We start from the raw sequence: 18,067 nt of genomic DNA, 5'->3' as shown, positions 1-18,067 counted from the left end.
CCACGCTGGGGTCACACAGTCAGCACGATCATTCCACAGTATCCGACTGTACGATGACGGCGCCGGGCCATGTTCCGGCAGATCAGAATAGAATCATTCCAATAACTGTCATCACAAAGACGTGAACAATCGTTAAATTGGTCAATTGTTGGCCAAAAGCATGGCGCTTCCGCGACGAGGCCCCAGTAGGGTTGGCTTGAACTTGACCGTGCCACGCGGACGGCGACTGCCGTCACGGAATGGGAGATTGCGCCGGTATGACAGCCGCAACGGTGGGGGAACACCCCGAACTCACGCGCTACCCGCTGATGGAGAAACCGCTAGTCGGCTTCCTGCTGGCGGCGATGGCCGGCTCCATGAACGCCTGGACGCTGGCCAATGCCCAGACCTTCGCCACGGTGCAGTCCGGCAACGTGGTGCAGAGCGGCTATCGCCTGGTGCAGGGCGACTGGCAGGCCTTCTGGTTCTCCACCCTGTCCGTGCTGGCCTTCGGCATTGGCTCCGCCCTGTGCGGCGCGCTGATGACCGCCATGCTGCGCAAGGGCAAGGTCTATACGCCGGTGGTGCTGTTTGGCATTTGCGTCGTGCTGCTGGCGCTGGCCTTCTGCGCCCGTGGCGGCGTGATGGAGCCGCAATATATCGCTTATGCGATCAGCTTCCTCGCCGGCGCCCAGGGCAATGCCTTCCACAAGAACCGCGGCATGCTGTTCGGCGCCGTGGCTGTCACCTTTGTGGTGCAGATGGCGTTTAACTTCCTGATCCAGGCGCTGTTCTCGCGCACCGGTATCAACGGCAAGTCTAACCTGTCGTGGGCGGGCATCTTCTTCCTCACCCTGCTTGGCTTCGCCGGCGGCGGCGCCATTGGTTTCTTTGTCGACCAGCAATTCTCTGGCGCGGCGATTTTCCTGCCGGCGGCCATCGCTCTGGCGCTGGGCTTTATCGCGCTTGGCGAGCCGCGTGAGGCGGACCCGACCCCTGGCGGTCTGATCGGCTGACGCCTGCTCGCGGCGACGCTTGCCTGCGGCGAGACCTGCTCGCCGCAGCGACGTGAGTCGCCGCCACCCCATAACCTTCTGGAGGCCCTATGACTGATCTTGTGCAACCCATTCGCGGCAGCCTCGGCGCCGATATCGTCGGCCCGCGCAATCCCCAGGTCGAGGCGCAGAACCCGGACATCCTGTTGCCGCCTGCCACCGACCATGGCGGCATTCCAAACCTGAAATTCCCCTTCGCCATGGCCCACAACCGTCTTGAGGACGGCGGCTGGGCGCGCGAGGTCACCCAGCGTGAGATGGGCTCGCTGAAGGAGCTGGCCATCGTCAACATGCGCCTGCCCCCGGGCGTGGTGCGTGAGATGCACTGGCACAAGGAGGCCGAGTGGGCCTATGTGGTCAAGGGCCGGGTGCGCTTCTACATTATCGACGACCAGCGCCAGACGCTGGTGGAAGACCTCGGCCCCGGCGATCTGTGGCTGGCGCCGGCAGGCTTCCCGCACGCCATTCAGGGCCTCGAAGAGGGCACCGAATTCGTGCTGGTGTTCAACGACGGCAATTTCTCCGAAAACCAGACCCTGCTGGTGACCGAGCTGTTCGCCCACACCCCGCGCGAAGTTCTGGCCAAGAACTTCGGCGTGCCGGTTGAGGCGTTTGACGGCATTCCGGCTGAAGAGAAATACATCTTCCGCCAGCCTGTGCCGCCGCCGCTGGACGAGGTGCGCCGCGACCTGGGCGCCGTCAATTTCACCGACAAATACGTGTTCCGCGCTGCCCAGGCCGAGAAGACCGAGTGCGTCGGCGGCTCGGTGACGGTGATTGATGAGCGCAATTTCCCGGTCACCAATCTGGCCGCGCTGATCATCGATCTGGAGCCAGGCGCCATGCGCGAGATTCACTGGCACCCCGACGCGGACGAGATCCAGTATTATCTCTCCGGCCAGGCGCGCATGACGGTGTTCGACGCCGTCGACAACGCCCGCACCTTCGATTTCGTGGCGGGCGACGTCGGCTATGTGCCGAAGACCCTGGCGCATTACATCGAGAACACGGGCACGGAGCCCATGCGGGTGATCAATGTGTTCCACACCGGCAAATATCGTGACGTGTCGCTCAACAACTGGCTGGCGCTGACGCCGCGCCATCTGGTCGAGGGCCATCTGGATGTGGGCGATCCGCTGATGTCGTCGTTCACCGCCGAACGTCGCCCGGTGACCAGGGGCTGATAAGCCGCGATACAAAAAGGGGCGCTCCGGCGTCCCTTTTTTATGGCCCCGCCGCGCCCTCATACCAGAACCCGATGAGCTTCACTCATCGGGTTCTGGCCAAGCCCGTGCGGCGCCTGAGCATTTCAGGATGCGGATGCGTCAGCATCCGCGCATCCTGGCATCACAGATCCGCGGCGGGGGACGGCGCGCGGCTGGCGATCCACAGATGGATCAGCGCAAGGGCTGTGGCCCACAGCACCGGCGTCAACAACGCCACGATATCGCCGGCGTAAAGCGACAGCGCCGCCCCGACGACGGCGCCGCCGCCCAGCGCCAGCCACGACAGCGCATAGGGCGCCAGCGCTGAAAACGGCGCCCGCCCCAGCGACCAGCGCGCCGCGCCTTGCGCCGCCGCGACAAACGCCCCGGTGACGAAGGTGCCGCCGACGGGAGCGCCGCTGATCAGCCGACGCACATTGTTGAGCAGCCCCATGGCGAAGGCGAGCGGCAGCATGTGCAGGGTGCTGACGCCAGAGGTGCGCACCAGGGTCAGCGCCACCGCCAACGCCACCGCCGCCGCCAGAAACAGCGGCGCGTGCGAGCCAGAGCGGCTCACCTCGCGCATCATCGCCCCACAGAACACGCCGGCGAAGAACGCCCCCAGCACGCAGGCCACCCGCAGCGCCCAGCCCCCCTGGCCGCTGGCCAGCGCCACCGCCAACTGGGTGCTGTTGCCGCTCATAAACGAGACGAACACGCCGCCCAGCAGCAGCCAGCCAATGGCGTCGACACAGCCAGCCAGCGCCACCTGACACAGCAGCAGCGTGGTCTGGGCGGCGCGCGGCAAATGATCGACCGGCGACGGCAATTGCATGGGCTGCTCCTGGATCACACACGGCGGGGCGCCGCCCACAAGGCGCGGCCGCGCATCATGGCGCGCGCCTGGCCGGGCGGCAATGCGGCGGGCGGAGCGTTGCGACCGGCGACGGGTGGGGCGGCTGATGTGGTGGAGGTGGTTGAAGACGTGGATGGTCGGGTCAAGCCCGACCATGACGGTGTAGAAGCGAAAAGGCGGCGAGACAGGACTTTCGCCGCCCCCCTCTCTTCACCCACGTCCCCTCACGCCCTCACCCCTCGGCCCGTCACCTGCTGCCCTCTCCACTCTCGCCCTCTCCCGCTCCCCGCCGTCATGCCCGCGCTTGTCGCGGGCATCCACGCGTTACCTCTGGCCGTTCACAGTCCAGCCGTCTGCGCCCGGCATGCGCGCCGCCTGTGAACCGCCAGAACCACCCGCAACGCCAGGCGCGTATCGGCGCCTCAGTCCCGCGCCGCCTCCACATAGATCTGGCCGCCGACTGCGGCGAATTCGGCGCTTTTGGCCTGCATGCCGCGCATCGCCGCCTCCTCCAGCGCCCGCCGCTCATTGTCGCCCATGGCGGCGACCTCGGCGCGCAGGTCCTGGGTGATCTTCATCGAGCAGAACTTCGGCCCGCACATCGAGCAGAAATGCGCCACCTTGTGGGCGTCCTTCGGCATGGTCTCGTCGTGGAAGGCGCAGGCGGTGTCCGGGTCGAGCGACAGGTTGAACTGGTCTTCCCAGCGGAAATCGAAGCGCGCCCGCGACAGGGCGTCATCGCGCAATTGCGCCGCCGGGTGGCCCTTGGCGAGGTCAGCCGCATGGGCCGCCAGCTTGTAGGTGATGACGCCGGTTTTCACGTCATCACGGTTGGGCAGGCCCAGGTGCTCCTTGGGGGTGACGTAGCAGAGCATGGCGGTGCCGAACCAGCCGATCATCGCCGCGCCAATGGCCGAGGTGATGTGGTCATAGCCAGGGGCGATGTCGGTGGTCAGCGGGCCAAGCGTGTAGAACGGCGCCTCGCCACAGGCCTTGAGCTGCTTGTCCATATTGGCCTTGATCTTGTGCATCGGCACGTGGCCAGGGCCCTCAATCATCACCTGGCAGCCCTTGTCCCAGGCGATCTTCGTCAGTTCGCCCAGCGTCTCCAGCTCGGCGAATTGCGCGGCGTCATTGGCGTCGGCGATCGAGCCAGGGCGCAGGCCGTCGCCCAGCGAGAAGGTGACGTCATAGCGGCGCATGATGTCGCAAATCTCGTCGAAGCGCTCGTAGAGGAAGCTCTCGCGATGGTGCGACAGGCACCAGCGCGCCATGATCGAGCCGCCGCGCGACACGATGCCAGTGACGCGGTTGGCGGTGAGCGGCACGAAGGGCAGCCGCACCCCGGCGTGGATGGTGAAATAGTCCACCCCCTGCTCGGCCTGCTCGATCAGCGTGTCGGCGAACACGTCGAAATCGAGTTTCGCCGGATCGCCGCCGACCTTCTCCAGCGCCTGATAGATCGGCACCGTGCCGATCGGCACCGGGGAGTTGCGCATGATCCAGCTGCGGATGTTGTGAATGTTGCGGCCGGTCGACAGGTCCATCACCGTATCCGCGCCCCAGCGCGCCGCCCACACCAGCTTCTCCACCTCTTCGGCGGCGCTCGACACCACCGCCGAATTGCCGATGTTGGCGTTGATCTTGACCAGGAAGTTCCTGCCGATGATCGTCGGCTCAAGCTCGGGGTGGTTGATATTGGCGGGGATCACCGCCCGGCCCCGCGCCACCTCAGACCGTACGAATTCCGGCGTGATGAAGGTCGGGATCTCCGCGCCAAAATCCTCGCCATCGGCCCGCCGCGCAGCCGCGCCATCCGCCATGGCCTGACGCCCGGCGTTCTCGCGATGGGCGATGTAGATCATCTCTTCGGTGATGATGCCGGCGCGGGCGAACTCCAGCTGGGTCACCATCTGGCCGTCACCGGCGCACAGCACCGGACGCTGCGCCGGGCAGGCCGGCACCAGCCGCGCGCCGCTGGCCCCGCCATTGTCCTCCGGGCGCACGGCGCGCGGCTGCACGGTGGCGAAGCCACGCCCGGCGACCCAGCTGGCGCGCGGCTGCGGCAGCCCCTGGGTCAGATCGATGCTCACCTCCGGGTCGGTGAACGGCCCCGAGGTGTCCTGCACCAGCAGCGGCGGCTCGCCGGCGCCCGCCGACAGGGTGATTTCGCGAAACGGAACGCGGATATCGGGTCGCTCAGCTGTGGGGCTGTAGATCTTGCGCGAGCCGCGAATGGCTGCGGTGGTGACGGCGGCTGGCGCGCTGGCGCCCTGAAAGATGGCGTCGCTCATGGCATGCACCCTGGTCGTTGTGGCTGGGAAGCGGACCGGGCGCACACAACGAGGGGACACATGGACGCCATGGGCGCCATGGACCAGACATCTGGCCAATAGGGGCGATGCAGGCGCGCGCAGGCGCCGCCGGGGAGCCGGCGGGGCGACATCCGCCACAGGCGGAACGCAAGATGCGCGCTAAAGGCGCATGCATGGGGCGCAACACGAGCAAGTTCCTGTCCCTCCGCCGGTATGACCCGGTTCAGGTTCAAAGGGTCACCACAGCGTGGGCGCATGGCCGCCGGTTTCCCGGAATGACGCGCCGACAGGTGGAATCTCAGCCCGCTCACGGGCCCCCCTCGGAATGGCGCCAGACTGCGCTACAGCCGCGCCAACGTCAATCGCCGCAAGCTGCGTCGTCCGCCGGCGAGGCGCCCACCGGGCGCGGCCGACTCGCGTGACACGCCGGCCGTTCAGGCGCCGCGTCTGGAACGCCGCTCTCGCCACACCTCTCTTGCCTCGCCGCTCTCGCCCCGGCACAACCGGCGACACGCAGCGCAACCATGGAGGCGGGCATGAACAGCAGCGAGACCCAGGGCGTCGCCCCGTTCCGGCTCGATGGTCAGGTGGCGCTGGTGACTGGCTCCGGGCGCGGCCTCGGGCTGGAGATCGCGCGCGGTCTCGCCCGCGCCGGCGCCGTCACCGTGCTCAGCGGCCGCAACGCCAGCCAGTTGGAGCAGGCCCGGCGGCGACTGGCGGCGGAAGGCGGCGACGTGCATGCACTGGCCTTTGACCTCACCGACGACGTAGGCGTGACCGAGGCGCTGGCCACGCTGATGCAGCGCTTTGGCCGTCTCGACATTCTGGTCAATAACGCCGCCGCCCGTGACCGGCGCAGTCTGCAACAGTTCGGGCCCGGCGACATGCAGGCGCTGCTCGCCGCCAATATCACCGCGCCCTTCGAGCTCAGCCGCAAGGCGGCGGCGCTGATGCAGGCGGCGCGGCATGGCCGCATCATCAACATCACCTCCATCGCCGCCAGCATCTCGCGGGCGGGGGATGCGCTTTACACCACCTCGAAAGGCGGCCTCGACGCCATGACCCGGGCGCTGGCCGCCGAGCTTGGACCGCATGGAATCACCGTCAACGCCGTGGCGCCGGGCTATTTCGCCACCGAGGCCAACGCGGCCATGGCCGCCGACGCCGACATCGCCGCCTGGCTCGGCCAGCGCACCTCGCTAGGCCGCTGGGGCCGCCCGGAAGAGATCACCGGCGCCGTGGTGTTCCTCGCCTCGCGCGAAGCCTCCTACATCACTGGCCATTCGCTGGCGGTGGACGGCGGCTTTCTGGCGCATTTCTGAGGCGCGACAGCCGCTGACCGCAGGACGCGGCCCCTGCGTCGCGCATACGAAAGTGCGGTGAGCACGACTCATCGCACTTTGGTCAAGCCCGTGCGGCGCCTGAGCAATCCAGGATGCTGATGCGTCGGCATCTTCGCATCCTGGTATCAGGCCCTGGCGCTGACCACCCAGATGGCGGCGTCGAACCAGATGCGGCCGTCGCGCTCATGCTGCTTCAGCATCTCCATCACTTTGGCGCGCGCCGGCTCCATGGCCTCGGGTTGTTCGCGCAGCACCCCGGCCAGCGGGCCGATGCGCAGCGCCTGCTCCAGCGCCACCTCAAATGGCTGGCCGCCGACCTGCTGGTCATGCGCGGTGATGGCGATGTCGCTGAAGCCAGCCTCTTCGAGAATGGAGCGGATGCGGCTGGCGTCGGCGAAGGCGAAGGGCCCGGGAGCCAAAGGATCAGTTTTCGGCGGCTTGACCGGGAAGGTCGCATAGGCCGCCCGATAGGGCGCCAGCAGCACCGGGTTTTCATCGGGCCTGCGCCAGCAGACGAAGGCCAGCGGCGCGCCCGGCTTCATACTGGCGCGGATATTGGCGAAGGCCGCCGGCGGATCATCGAAAAACATCACGCCGAAGCGCGAGAACGCCGCGTCGAAAGCCGCGCCCCCCGCCGCCAGATCGGCGATCTGCGCGTCAGCCTCGACAAAGGAAGCGTTGGTCACGCCCTGCGCCGCCGCCAGCTCGCGGGCCCGCGCCAGCATGGGCGCGGAAATGTCGACGCCGACCGCCGCGCCAGCGCCGACCTGCGCCGCCAGCTCCAGGGTGTTGCCGCCGCAGCCGCAGCCAATGTCGAGCACGCGCTGACCGTCGGCGAGCGGCAACAGGGCCAGCGCCTCAGCAGACAGCGGGGCGAATTGCGCATCGAGCAATTCCTGCAGATCCACCCAGGAGCGCACGGCGCCGGTGTTCCAGAATTCCGCCTGGGCCGCATTGGGTCGCGCTGTCATCATGTCCTCCCGCAGGCCATGCGGGCGCCATCTCAGCCCCGCGTCACGCCTTCGAGGAAGCTGACCAGATCATCGGTGATGTGGTCAACATGCGCCAGCTCCTCCCGCGCCTGTTCGAACGGCTCGCGATAGGGGTCGGGCGTCGCCGGCAGCACCAGCGCCGTGGTCATGCCCAGGGCGTGGGCCGGGGCGAGATTGCGCGCCATATCCTCGAAAAACGCCGCGCGCGCCGGGTCTACCTCATAGTGCGCCAGCAGCGTGTCATAGGCGCCCTGCTCCGGCTTGGGCACGAAATTGGCGGCGAGAATGTCAAAGCAGCCGTGGAAATGGTCGTGCAGGCCGAGCTTGCGGCAAATGTTCTCGGCATGGCGCGCCGAGCCATTGGTGAAGATCAGCTTGCGCCCTGGCAGCGCGCCAATCGCCGCCGCCAGCTGGGCGTTCGGGGCCAACAGGGTGAGATCGACGTCATGGACGAAATCAAGATAATCGCCTGGATCAAGCCCATGCTCATCCATCAGGCCGCGCAGCGTGGTGCCGTGGCTGTGATAGTATTTTTTCTGCAGGATGCGGGCTTCGACCGGGTCGAGCCTGAAATAATCGGCCACGAACTGGGTGATGCGCTGGCCGACCTGCGGCCATACCTGCGCCTCATGCGAATACAGCGTGTTGTCGAGGTCAAAAATCCACGTATCGACGTTGGCGAAACCGCGCGCGTCCGACATGTCGCCTGTACTCAAGGGAAGCTCCAGCCTGTACCGGCGCCTGCGGGTCCGTTGTGCCTGCGCCGGTCGGCTATGTAACGCCAAATACCGGCGTTCGCACCCGTTTTCATATGGACCGCCCCCCTCGCTCCCGCCAACAAAAATGGCCCCGGAACGCTCCGGAGCCATTGTGTAGCGGCATAAGTGTGGGTCGTACCGGCTTTTACCAGAACCCGATGAGCGTGATAGATCGGGTTCTGGCCAAGCCCGTGCGGCGCCTGCGCATTTAAGGATGCGGATGCGTCAGCATCTTCGCATCCTGATATTACTTGTATTCCGGCTCCTCGTACCACGGGAAGAACGACGGCATGTCGGTCGACACCTTGTCCGGGAAGTTCGGCAGGCGCTTTTCGAGGAAGGAGGTGACGCCTTCCTGCACGTCGCGCTGCTTGCCCCGCCAGAAGATGGCGCGGCTGTCGACGCGATGGGCGTCCATCGGATGCTCGGCGCCGAGCATGCGCCACATCATCTGGCGCATCAGGGCCACCGACACCGGCGCGGTGCGCTCGCTCCACGACCGGGCGATCTCGCGGGCGCGCGGCAGCAGCTCGTCCGCGGCGACCACTTCCTTGACGAGGCCGCCAGCGAGGGCTTCCTTCGCGTCAAACACGCGACCCGAGAAGGCCCAGTCCGTCGCCTGCTGGATGCCGACGAGGCGTGGCAGGAACCAGCTCGAGCAGGCTTCCGGCACGATGCCGCGCTGCGAGAACACGAAGCCGAAGCGGGCGTTCTCGGAGGCGATGCGCACGTCCATCGGCAACTGCATGGTGGCGCCGATGCCGACGGCCGGGCCGTTGATGGCGCCGATGACCGGCTTCAGGCTGTTGAAGATGCGCAGGGTCAGGCGACCGCCGCCGTCGCGCACCGCAGGGTCAGCGGCGAGGTCCGGCTTGCCATCGCGACCGAGCGGCAGATCGGCGCCGCTGCGGCGGTTGTCGTAATTGAAGGTGTCGCCGCCAGCGGCGAGGTCGGCGCCAGCGCAGAAGCCGCGGCCTTCGCCGGTGATGATGATGACGCGGACATTGTCGTCAGCGTCGGCCTTGTCGAAGGTGTCGATCATCTCCTGCATCATCTGGCCGGTGAAGGCGTTCAGACGATCGGGACGGTTCAGCGTCAGGGTGAGGATGCCGTCGGACAGCTCGGTCTTGATGGTCGAGCCTTCGGTCTTGACTGATTCGTAGGACATGCAGGTTCCCGCGTTTGCTCCCTGGAACATGATGACCAGGGGCCTGGCCAGCGTGCTCCGCATTGTCATTGACGTCGCTCCGCGCCAGGCGACATGGGCCTGGCGCCGACCGGCGCATTGTGGGCCGTTCCCGGACCGCGCGGCGTCGCCCGCAGGCGACTGGACCGGCGCGCGTCAGCCAGAGCGTCAGGCGCCCGCCGCTTCCGGGCAGGCGCGTCCGGGATGGTCTGCCCCAGTTGTGACAGAACAAGCGTTAGATAGGAAGCCTCTTCCGCCGCGCCGTCCGCTCATGCTAGCTCTTGCACAACACTCCCGGGAGGACTTTCATGAACAAGGATTTCGACCTGTCGCATCGCGTCGCCATCATCACCGGCGGCAATGGCGGCATTGGCCTCGGCATGGCGGACGCGCTGGTGCGCGCTGGCTGCTCGGTGTCGATCTGGGGCCGCAACGCCCAGAAGAATGAGGCGGCGCTGGCCCAGCTCAAGGCGCACAACGCCGGCAAGGTCGAGGCCCGCATCTGCGACGTCTCTGACCGCACCTCGATCGATGACGCCTTCCGCGCCACCCTGGCCGCCTTCGGCCGCGTCGACGGCTGCTTCGCCAACGCCGGCATCGGCGGCGGCGGCCGCAAATCCTTCGTCGACCGCACGCCGGAAGAATGGCGCGAGATGTTCGCCACCAATCTCGATGGCGTGGTTCAGGTGTTCCAGCTCGCCGCCCGCCACATGATCGAGCGCGCCGGCAATGGCGACGCCTTCGGCCGCCTCGTGCCGACCTCGAGCCTCGCCTCGATCTCCGGCACCGCCCGCAATGAGCACTACGCCGCCACCAAATCCTCGCTGAACGCGCTGGTGCGCGCCCTCGGCGTCGAGCTGGCCCGCTACGGCATCACCGCCAACGCCATTCTGCCGGGCTGGATCAAGAGCGAGATGACCGAAGGCATCATGGGCAATGACAAGTTTGTCGCCAATGTGCTGCCGCGCATCCCCATGCGCCGCTTTGGCGAGCCGGCGGACTTCGGCGGCATCGCCGTCTATCTGATGAGCACCGCATCGTCCTATCACACCGCCGACACACTGCTGATCGACGGCGGCTACGCGGTTTACTGAGCCCGCAATCGCTGACCGACGCGGCTGCCGTGTCGGTCAGGCGCCTGGTTGAATCACAATGCCCCGGTCGTCGAGACCGGGGCCTTGCCGTTCTAGGCTGGTGTTTGGCCCGTCACGGCCCGCCGTGGCGGCGGCCCCACGCAAGCTCGCCGCCGCCAGCGCCGACACCTGCAGGCGGCAGTGGCGCGGCGCCATAGGCCTGCTGTTGCGGCTGGCCCTGACCATAGGTGGACTGGCCATAAGGCTGTTGGTCATAGGCCTGCTGCTGGCCGCTGGCCTGCGCCGTGTCTTCACCACCGTCATGATCATGGCCAGCGTGATCTTGGCTTGCGTGATCTTGGCCAGCGTGAACTTGGCCAGCGTGATCTTGCCCCGCCTGCGGCTGCTCCCCCATGTCAACGACCGGTTGCGCCGCGCCGCGCGGCGTCTGTACCGGCGCGCCATAGCCCTGGGAGGTCTGCGCCAACGCGCCGCCTGGCCCTGGCTCAAACGGCGCCGGGACCATGGGCGACCATTTCAGCACTGGCCTGCAGATCATCCGCCCCCGCCCATGCCGGGCGAGATCCAGGTGAAGATGGTCATAATGATAAGCGTCCGACCCGGGCCCCAGCACGGTGCTGAACTGCTGGCACGCGCCAGTAAAGATGGTGCGCAGGAACTCCTGGTCGGCGGCGCTGCCGCGCCAGCCGCGCTTAACATTGACGCTGCGGCCATCGGCCAGGGTCATGCCCATAAAGTCGGCGGCGTTGCCGAATGAGTGCTCGGAGCGGCGGCCGCGCGAGCCATTATTCATGCGGCGGCAGGCATAGGTTCCAAAATGAATCTGGGCGACGGGCACGCCATAATATTTCTGCGAGGCTGGCAGCACCACCTCGCCCACCCACTGCTCCAGCGCGGCGATCATCGGGCAGGCCAGCACGCCACGGGTCTTCAGGGTGACGGCGCCATTGAGAATCGCCGTGACCCGGAACGGGCTGTCCATGCCGCAGGCCCCTGGTCCGCTGATCGACTTCATCGGCTGCATGAATTCGGAAGCGCGCACCTGCTTGCGCGCCAGGCACTGCGCCTCAGCCTGACCTCGCCAGGGCTCGCGTTGCTCGCCGCCAAACATGCCGCAGCCCGCCAGCGCCGCCAGCATCACCATGGCCGCCAGACGTATCGCCAGCTGCGGCGCCCGGCGGCGCAGGGAAACGCCGCCCTGCTCCGTCATGTTACCTGAACCGCCGAAGGGCGCGGGCGCGCGCCAGGAGAATCCGCTCACAGGTCTATCCCAAGCTCGGACCAGACGGCGGCGACGCCCCCGCGCCACGCAGGCCCCGCGGACGCCCCGGACGGGCCCGCGTTCTGGCCCGACCTTGCGCGCCGAACCCTAACGGGGGCTGAATCGATTCTGCCCGGGCGATGGAAAGCCCTGACTTTGCCTCGCGCCGAGGCTCGGGCTATGGTTAGTGGAGCGTAAATCACCGTGTCTGGGTGAGGCATTCCAGTTGGCGGCGCCCCCGGGTAGCCCCCGGCACAACGACAGGCCGCCCGGCCGGCCGTCGCGCGAAGCCCCACCGCAGAGCCGCTGGCAACGCCGCTCGGATGCGGGCGCCCGGCGGAAACTGGCTGCGGCGCAGGTTCCGCCTGCGACACGACGGCGAGGCGTCGGAATTGCGGGGTCCTGACGCCCCGTGGATCACGGCGCAGGCGGCGCTGTTTAGGCGCTGGGATCACGCCCGATCGCCCCCCTGGCGCGTTGACTTTCAAAACGGCTTCATCCATAAGCCCGCCATGGGTTGGCGGGCGCCCGCGCGGGCGCCGTTTGCTTTTTGACCACTGATTTTTAATCGGCGCCGCAGGTGAGCTCTTCCAGCGTCCACACTGTGGCCGAGGCGGGCGGACGAAACCGCAGCCGCTTACGACCGGAGAAGTACCGTGAAGAGGACCTATCAACCGAGCAAGCTCGTGCGCAAGCGCCGTCATGGCTTCCGCGCCCGCATGGCGACTGTCGGCGGCCGCAAGGTCATCGCCGCCCGCCGCGCCCGTGGTCGTCAGCGCCTCTCGGCCTGATCAGCGCAGCATGGAGGCTGCGCCTGTGACCAAAGTCGCAGCTGCGGCCACCCGGCTGACCAAACGCGCCGAGTTTGTCGCGGCGGCGGCAGGACGCCGCTTCCATACGCCGCGAATGACGGTTCAGGGAATCATGCGCACGACGGCTGCTGACATTGACGCAGGAATGCGTGTCGGCTTCACGGTGACGAAGCGCATCGGCAACTCGCCTGAACGCAACAGAATTCGCCGTCGCCTCAGGGCGGCGGTCGACCTCGCCAGGACCTCCTGGCCTGATGCCTCGCTTGACCTGGTGCTCATAGCCCGGCGCGACGCCATCACCGCCCCCTTCGAACAGCTTGTCGACGATTTGCGCAGGGCTGCCCCGGCAGTGCTGACGGGCAAAGGCGCCTCTGCGCCCAAAGGCCCGCGTAGCAACGCCCCGCGCGGCAAGGCCGCTGGCGGCGCGATCACCCGCGACGCCCAGCGCCGGCGCGGCAAGGGCGCTGCACAGCAAGCGCCGTCGCCCGCCGCCGACGTTCAGAACCATACGGACAACAGCCCATGAGCGATGACAATCGCAATCTGATCGTGGCGATCGCCCTGTCGATCGCCATTCTGATTGGATGGACGTATTTCTTTGGTCAGCCGGGCCAGTCCAACAAGCTGCCGGCCCAGACGACCCAGCAGGCCGCCAACCCCGGCCAGCCGGGCCAGATCGGCCAGCCGGGCGCGCTGCAGGCCATCCCGGTTGATCGCGACGCCGCCATCAAGGCTGGCCCGCGCGTCGCCATCGACACCCCGGCCATCCGCGGCTCGATCTCGCTGACCGGCGGCCGCATCGACGACGTGGCGCTGAAGCACTATCGCGAGACGGTAAACCCCAACAGCCCGAACATCGTGCTGTTCTCGCCGATCGGCGCGCCCAACCCATATTACGCCGACTTCGGCTGGATCGGCGACGCTGGCGCCAATGTGGCGCTGCCCCAGGCCAACACCGTCTGGACAGCTGACAGCGATCGTCTGACCGACAAGCAGCCGCTGACCCTGACCTGGGACAATGGCCAGGGCCTGCTGTTCACCCGCAAGATCTCCGTCGACCAGGACGCCATGTTCACCGTCGAGCAGTCGGTGAAGAACACCGGCGCCGCCCAGGTGACCCTGTATCCGTTCTCGCTGGTCTCCCGCTGGGGCCGCCCGCACACCGAAGGCTATTTCGTGCTGCACGAAGGCCCGGTCGGCGTGCTCGGCAAGGCTGGCCTGCAGGAGCCGACCTATGACAGCGTCGGCAAGGACCCGGTGCTGTATGGCAATGTCCGCGGCCAGGTGTTCAAGGATACGGTCGGCGGCTGGATCGGCATCACCGACAAATACTGGGCTTCGGCGGTGGTGCCGGACCAGAGCGCGCCGTTCGAGGGCCGCTTCACCGTCACCGAAGGCGCCAAGCCGATCTACCAGTCGGACGTGCGCGGCGGCGCGAAGACCATCGCCCCGGGCGCCCAGGTCAGCGACACGGTGCGGCTGTTCGCCGGCGCCAAGCAGGTCGCCGCCATCGACGGCTACGCCAGCCAGTATGGCATCAAGAGCTTCGACCTGCTGATCGACTGGGGCTGGTTCTATTTCATCACCAAGCCGATGTTCTTCGTGCTTGATTTCATCTTCAAGCTGGTCGGCAATTTCGGCGTCGCCATCCTGCTGGTCACCGTGCTGGTCAAGCTGGTGTTCTTCCCGCTGGCCAACCGCTCTTACGCCTCCATGGCCAAGATGAAGGCGCTGCAGCCCGAGATGACCGCCATCCGCGAGCGCTATGCGGATGACAAGGTGAAGATGCAGCAGGAGACCATGGAGCTGTACAAGCGGGACAAGATCAATCCGGTCTCCGGCTGTCTGCCCATGCTGATCCAGATCCCGGTGTTCTTCGCCCTGTACAAGGTGCTGCTTGTCACCATCGAAATGCGGCACGCGCCGTTCTTCGGCTGGATTCGCGACCTCGCCGCCGCCGATCCGACCAATCTGTTCACGCTGTTCGGTCTCATTCCCTGGACGCCGCCGACCATGCTGCATCTCGGCATCTGGCCGATCATCATGGGCGTGACGATGTTCCTGCAGATGAAGATGAACCCGGAGCCGCCGGATCCGATCCAGCGCGCCATGTTCGCCTGGATGCCGGTGATCTTCACCTTCACGCTCGGTTCGTTCCCGGCGGGTCTGGTGATCTACTGGAGCTGGAACAACTTCCTGTCGGTGCTGCAGCAGGGCTACATCATGAAAAAGAACGGCGTGAAGATCGAGCTGTTCGACAATCTGAAGAAGCTCTTCGTCCGCAAGCCCAAGGCCGCCTGAACAGGCGTCGCCAACACCACGCGCCATGGGGCGGCCTGAAGGGGCCTCCTTTGGCGTCAGATGATGCGATCCCGGCGGCGCCCCCGCCGGGATTTGTTTTGGCGGGACCACCAGCATGGGCGAGCACAGTGCCTTTCGCCCGCCCAGGACGCGCTGACTACCAGAACCTGATGAGTATGACTCATCGGGTTCTGGCCAAGCCCGTGCGGCGCCTGAGCATTTCAGGATGCGGAAGCGTCAGCATCTTCGCATCCTGGTAGACGCAGCAGAAATCGCCCCTGCGCGATCAAAAGCCGGCATGATCGGATACAGATTATCCGCCGATTGCTCTATAAGCCGCCGCAACACCCTGGCCGCGCGACAGCGCCGCCTGCGCCGCCACGGCCCTCAACGCCAGGCGCCCTGACAGTGAGAACCGCATGAGCGACGAAACCGGTCACACCCCGCCTGACGCCGACGGCGGCGCCGCGCCCGCCGCCTCGTCCGCGCAAGCGTTCGATGAGGCGACGCTGGAGGTCGGCCGCCGGCTGTTCGCCGGCCCGGCGGAGTTCTATTGGGCCACGGCGAAGATCGACGGGCTGCCGCCGATGAAGGATATGGAGGTGGCGTTCGCCGGCCGCTCCAATGTCGGCAAGTCCAGCCTGGTCAACGCCCTCACCGGGCGCAACACTTTGGCGCGCACCTCCAACACGCCCGGGCGGACGCAGCAGCTGAACTTCTTCCAGATCGGCCCGGAATGGGGCCAGTTTTCGCTGGTCGACATGCCCGGCTATGGCTTCGCCGCCGTGGGCAAGGACAAGGTCGCCGCCTGGACGCGGCTGATCCAGGACTATCTGCGCGGCCGCGCCAATCTGGCCCGCGTCTATGTGCTGATCGATTCCCGCCATGGGCTGAAGGCCATCGACATCGACGTGCTCGATGGCCTCGACCGCGCCGCCGTGTCCTATCAGGTGATCCTGACCAAGGTGGATTCACTGAAGAAATCCGAGCTGGCCGGCCGCATCAGCGGCATCGAGCAGGCGCTGAAGAAGCGCCCCGCCGCCTATCCGCAGGTGCTCGCCACCTCCAGCCGCACCGGCGAGGGCGTCGCCGAGGCGCGGGCGGCGGTGATCCAGCTGATGCGCGAGCGCGGCTTCGACCCGGTTCCGCCCGTCTGATCCCGCCTGTCCTGCTCACCTGGAGACACCCATGCCTGAACGGCTACTTCTCATCCTCGGGGCTATCGCCGGCTTTTTCGGCGTGATGGCGGCGGCGGCCAGCGCCCATGTCGGCGGCGGCGACAATTTGAAGACCGCCTCGCAGTTCCTGCTGTTTCACGCGCCGCTGCTGGCGGCGGCCCCGGCGATCGTGCGCAGCGGCGCGGTGCATCGCCACCTCACCCTGCTGGCGCTGATGCTCGTGGCGTTTGGCGTGGCGCTGTTCAGCGGCCAGTTGGCCCTGCGGGCGCTGAAAGACGCCTCGCTGTTCGCCATGGCCGCGCCCACTGGCGGCACGCTGCTGATGATCGGCTGGCTGATGCTCGGCGTCGCGGCGCTGGTTCCGGCGCGCAAGCCGGACTGAACGCGCTGGCGCGGGCGGACCGGCGCTCCCTCCTCCGCCCCATGTAGTCGGCTGGCGCTGGCGGACCGGAGTGAAATCGTCGACGCGGCGCGGCGCCGATGCGTTGACCCCGCGTCCGCGACGTGTTGAACATCGGGCGCGATTTCTCGCGGCATTTTCGATCCGGCTGACGGCAGGCGCTCATGACCGAACTTCCCGACGTATTCACCCAGGCAGAAATTCTGGTTCAGGCGTTGCCGCACATGCAGCGCTATGATCAGGAGATCATCGTGATCAAATATGGCGGCCACGCCATGGGTGATCCGGAAGCCGCCCAGGATTTCGCCCAGGACGTGGTGTTGCTGGAGCAGGCGGGCGTGAAGCCGATCGTCGTGCACGGCGGCGGCCCGCAGATTGGCCGCATGCTCGACAAGCTCGGCATCAAATCGGAATTCGCCAACGGCCTACGCATCACCGACAAGGCCACCGTCGAGGTGGTGGAGATGGTGCTGGCCGGTTCGATCAACAAGCAGATCGTCGGCACCATCTCGGCCGAAGGCGGCAAGGCCATCGGCCTGTGCGGCAAGGACGGCAATATGGTCGTCGCCCGCAAGGTCGGCCGCACCACACCGACCGATTCCAACATCGAAAAGCATGTCGATCTTGGCTTTGTCGGTGAGCCGGAGCGGGTCAATCGCAGCGTGCTCGACGCGGTGCTGGCCGCCGAACTGACTCCGGTGCTGGCCCCGGTGGCCAATGGCGAGGACGGCGCCACCTATAACGTCAACGCCGACACCTTCGCCGGCGCCATCGCCGGCGCCATGCGCGCCAAACGGCTGCTGCTGCTCACCGACGTGCCTGGCGTGCTCGACAAGGACAAGAAGCTGCTGCCGGAGCTGACGGTCGACCAGATTCGCGGCCTGATCGCCGACGGCACCATCACCGGCGGCATGATCCCCAAGGTCGAAACCTGCATCTACGCGCTGGAACAGGGCGTCGAGGGCGTCGTCATCCTCGACGGCAAGACCCCGCACGCCTGCCTGCTGGAGCTGCTCACCGACCACGGCGCCGGCACGCTGATCCGCAAATAAGCGCCGAAGCCGTCAGGCCAGGATGCGAGGATGCTGATGCATCCGCATCCGGAAATGCTCAGGCGCCGCACGGCGCTTAACCCGAACCCGATAGGTCATGCTCATCAGGTTCTGGCGTCAGGCGGCGAACAGCACAGCAATGACACAACGGTCGGGCTCACGCCCGGCCGTTTGCGTTCGACCCCGCGCGACCAGCGCTGATGCCCGCGCCAGCGCCCGTGCTGATGCCAACGCCCGTGCTCGTGCCGGCGCCCGTGCTCGTGCTCGTGCCGGCGCACAA

The 18,067-nt window shown here is 66.9% G+C and carries 17 protein-coding genes and 1 riboswitch; of the genes, 11 read left to right on the top strand and 6 right to left on the bottom strand.

Annotated elements, in window-relative coordinates; genetic code table 11:
- The first annotated feature begins 257 nt into the window (after positions 1-257).
- Together AC6A67_RS08710 and AC6A67_RS08705 are read left to right on the top strand one after the other, a co-directional pair.
- Entirely contained in the window at positions 258-995 is a 738-nt protein-coding gene (locus AC6A67_RS08710; protein WP_498036155.1) for a YoaK family protein, read from the top strand.
- Between the two features lie 89 nt (positions 996-1,084).
- Complete coding sequence (locus AC6A67_RS08705) at positions 1,085-2,218, top strand: cupin domain-containing protein (protein WP_498036154.1); 1,134 nt, start codon at positions 1,085-1,087, stop codon at positions 2,216-2,218.
- Between the two features lie 163 nt (positions 2,219-2,381).
- Here the strand turns inward: AC6A67_RS08705 and AC6A67_RS08700 are convergent, their stop codons facing one another.
- Both AC6A67_RS08700 and thiC read right to left on the bottom strand, forming a co-directional pair.
- Positions 2,382-3,074 carry a YoaK family protein gene (locus AC6A67_RS08700; RefSeq protein WP_498036153.1) on the bottom strand — a complete coding sequence of 231 codons (693 nt, stop codon included), beginning with the start codon at positions 3,072-3,074 and terminating at the stop codon, positions 2,382-2,384.
- A gap of 443 nt (positions 3,075-3,517) precedes the next feature.
- Positions 3,518-5,389, bottom strand: a complete 1,872-nt coding sequence (gene thiC, locus AC6A67_RS08695; RefSeq protein ID WP_498036152.1) for a phosphomethylpyrimidine synthase ThiC — start codon at positions 5,387-5,389, stop codon at positions 3,518-3,520.
- 203 nt (positions 5,390-5,592) lie between these two features.
- Positions 5,593-5,741: riboswitch (TPP riboswitch) on the bottom strand.
- Between the two features lie 205 nt (positions 5,742-5,946).
- Here thiC and AC6A67_RS08690 point away from each other — a divergent pair.
- Entirely contained in the window at positions 5,947-6,732 is a 786-nt protein-coding gene (locus AC6A67_RS08690) for an SDR family oxidoreductase (protein ID WP_498036151.1), read from the top strand.
- A 146-nt stretch (positions 6,733-6,878) separates the two neighbouring features.
- Here AC6A67_RS08690 and AC6A67_RS08685 read toward each other — a convergent pair whose 3' ends face one another.
- From AC6A67_RS08685 to AC6A67_RS08675, 3 genes are all read right to left on the bottom strand, one after another.
- Positions 6,879-7,724 (bottom strand): class I SAM-dependent methyltransferase, encoded by an 846-nt coding sequence (locus AC6A67_RS08685; protein WP_498036150.1) that lies wholly within the window; start codon positions 7,722-7,724, stop codon positions 6,879-6,881.
- 32 nt (positions 7,725-7,756) lie between these two features.
- Entirely contained in the window at positions 7,757-8,446 is a 690-nt protein-coding gene (locus tag AC6A67_RS08680) for a pyrimidine 5'-nucleotidase (protein ID WP_498036161.1), read from the bottom strand.
- A gap of 304 nt (positions 8,447-8,750) precedes the next feature.
- Complete coding sequence (locus AC6A67_RS08675; protein ID WP_498036149.1) at positions 8,751-9,671, bottom strand: crotonase/enoyl-CoA hydratase family protein; 921 nt, start codon at positions 9,669-9,671, stop codon at positions 8,751-8,753.
- A 326-nt stretch (positions 9,672-9,997) separates the two neighbouring features.
- Here AC6A67_RS08675 and AC6A67_RS08670 point away from each other — a divergent pair, with 326 nt between their 5' ends.
- On the top strand, positions 9,998-10,783 hold the full coding sequence (locus AC6A67_RS08670) for an SDR family NAD(P)-dependent oxidoreductase (RefSeq protein ID WP_498036148.1): 786 nt from the start codon (positions 9,998-10,000) through the stop codon (positions 10,781-10,783).
- 112 nt (positions 10,784-10,895) lie between these two features.
- Here AC6A67_RS08670 and AC6A67_RS08665 read toward each other — a convergent pair whose 3' ends face one another.
- Positions 10,896-12,044 (bottom strand): extensin-like domain-containing protein, encoded by a 1,149-nt coding sequence (locus AC6A67_RS08665; protein WP_498036147.1) that lies wholly within the window; start codon positions 12,042-12,044, stop codon positions 10,896-10,898.
- A 656-nt stretch (positions 12,045-12,700) separates the two neighbouring features.
- On the opposite strand from AC6A67_RS08665, the gene rpmH reads away from it, so the two are divergent.
- The 7 genes from rpmH to AC6A67_RS08630 all read left to right on the top strand — a co-directional run bounded on the left by rpmH (position 12,701) and on the right by AC6A67_RS08630 (position 17,988).
- Positions 12,701-12,835 (top strand): 50S ribosomal protein L34, encoded by a 135-nt coding sequence (rpmH, locus tag AC6A67_RS08660; protein ID WP_132008764.1) that lies wholly within the window; start codon positions 12,701-12,703, stop codon positions 12,833-12,835.
- Between the two features lie 25 nt (positions 12,836-12,860).
- On the top strand, positions 12,861-13,382 hold the full coding sequence (rnpA, locus tag AC6A67_RS08655; RefSeq protein WP_498036146.1) for a ribonuclease P protein component: 522 nt from the start codon (positions 12,861-12,863) through the stop codon (positions 13,380-13,382).
- On the top strand, positions 13,379-15,157 hold the full coding sequence (gene yidC / locus AC6A67_RS08650; protein WP_498036145.1) for a membrane protein insertase YidC: 1,779 nt from the start codon (positions 13,379-13,381) through the stop codon (positions 15,155-15,157). The genes rnpA and yidC overlap by 4 nt, the downstream gene beginning before the upstream one ends.
- Before the next feature lie 419 nt (positions 15,158-15,576).
- The gene (gene yihA / locus AC6A67_RS08645; protein ID WP_498036144.1) at positions 15,577-16,314 is read left to right on the top strand and encodes a ribosome biogenesis GTP-binding protein YihA/YsxC; all 738 of its coding nucleotides are present in this window, start codon (positions 15,577-15,579) and stop codon (positions 16,312-16,314) included.
- A 31-nt stretch (positions 16,315-16,345) separates the two neighbouring features.
- Entirely contained in the window at positions 16,346-16,717 is a 372-nt protein-coding gene (locus tag AC6A67_RS08640; protein WP_498036143.1) for a DUF423 domain-containing protein, read from the top strand.
- A gap of 182 nt (positions 16,718-16,899) precedes the next feature.
- On the top strand, positions 16,900-17,787 hold the full coding sequence (gene argB, locus AC6A67_RS08635; RefSeq protein WP_498036142.1) for an acetylglutamate kinase: 888 nt from the start codon (positions 16,900-16,902) through the stop codon (positions 17,785-17,787).
- A 30-nt stretch (positions 17,788-17,817) separates the two neighbouring features.
- Positions 17,818-17,988, top strand: coding sequence for a hypothetical protein (locus tag AC6A67_RS08630; RefSeq protein WP_498036141.1), 171 nt, complete (start codon positions 17,818-17,820; stop codon positions 17,986-17,988).
- Positions 17,989-18,067 lie beyond the last annotated feature (79 nt).

The sequence above is a fragment of the Camelimonas sp. FR25 genome (genome assembly GCF_059740505.1).
Note: the sequence above shows the minus strand (reverse complement) of the source record. Positions and strands in the feature narration are given on the sequence as shown.

What these genes read in the sequence shown, in the direction of transcription:
- AC6A67_RS08710 (WP_498036155.1), top strand. Translation starts at nt 258, where the DNA reads ATGACAGCCGCAACGGTGGGGGAACACCCCGAACTCACGCGCTACCCG.
- AC6A67_RS08705 (WP_498036154.1), top strand. Translation starts at nt 1,085, where the DNA reads ATGACTGATCTTGTGCAACCCATTCGCGGCAGCCTCGGCGCCGATATC.
- AC6A67_RS08700 (WP_498036153.1), bottom strand. Translation starts at nt 3,074, where the DNA reads ATGCAATTGCCGTCGCCGGTCGATCATTTGCCGCGCGCCGCCCAGACC.
- thiC (WP_498036152.1), bottom strand. Translation starts at nt 5,389, where the DNA reads ATGAGCGACGCCATCTTTCAGGGCGCCAGCGCGCCAGCCGCCGTCACC.
- AC6A67_RS08690 (WP_498036151.1), top strand. Translation starts at nt 5,947, where the DNA reads ATGAACAGCAGCGAGACCCAGGGCGTCGCCCCGTTCCGGCTCGATGGT.
- AC6A67_RS08685 (WP_498036150.1), bottom strand. Translation starts at nt 7,724, where the DNA reads ATGACAGCGCGACCCAATGCGGCCCAGGCGGAATTCTGGAACACCGGC.
- AC6A67_RS08680 (WP_498036161.1), bottom strand. Translation starts at nt 8,446, where the DNA reads ATGTCGGACGCGCGCGGTTTCGCCAACGTCGATACGTGGATTTTTGAC.
- AC6A67_RS08675 (WP_498036149.1), bottom strand. Translation starts at nt 9,671, where the DNA reads ATGTCCTACGAATCAGTCAAGACCGAAGGCTCGACCATCAAGACCGAG.
- AC6A67_RS08670 (WP_498036148.1), top strand. Translation starts at nt 9,998, where the DNA reads ATGAACAAGGATTTCGACCTGTCGCATCGCGTCGCCATCATCACCGGC.
- yidC (WP_498036145.1), top strand. Translation starts at nt 13,379, where the DNA reads ATGAGCGATGACAATCGCAATCTGATCGTGGCGATCGCCCTGTCGATC.
- yihA (WP_498036144.1), top strand. Translation starts at nt 15,577, where the DNA reads ATGAGCGACGAAACCGGTCACACCCCGCCTGACGCCGACGGCGGCGCC.
- AC6A67_RS08640 (WP_498036143.1), top strand. Translation starts at nt 16,346, where the DNA reads ATGCCTGAACGGCTACTTCTCATCCTCGGGGCTATCGCCGGCTTTTTC.
- argB (WP_498036142.1), top strand. Translation starts at nt 16,900, where the DNA reads ATGACCGAACTTCCCGACGTATTCACCCAGGCAGAAATTCTGGTTCAG.
- AC6A67_RS08630 (WP_498036141.1), top strand. Translation starts at nt 17,818, where the DNA reads ATGCTGATGCATCCGCATCCGGAAATGCTCAGGCGCCGCACGGCGCTT.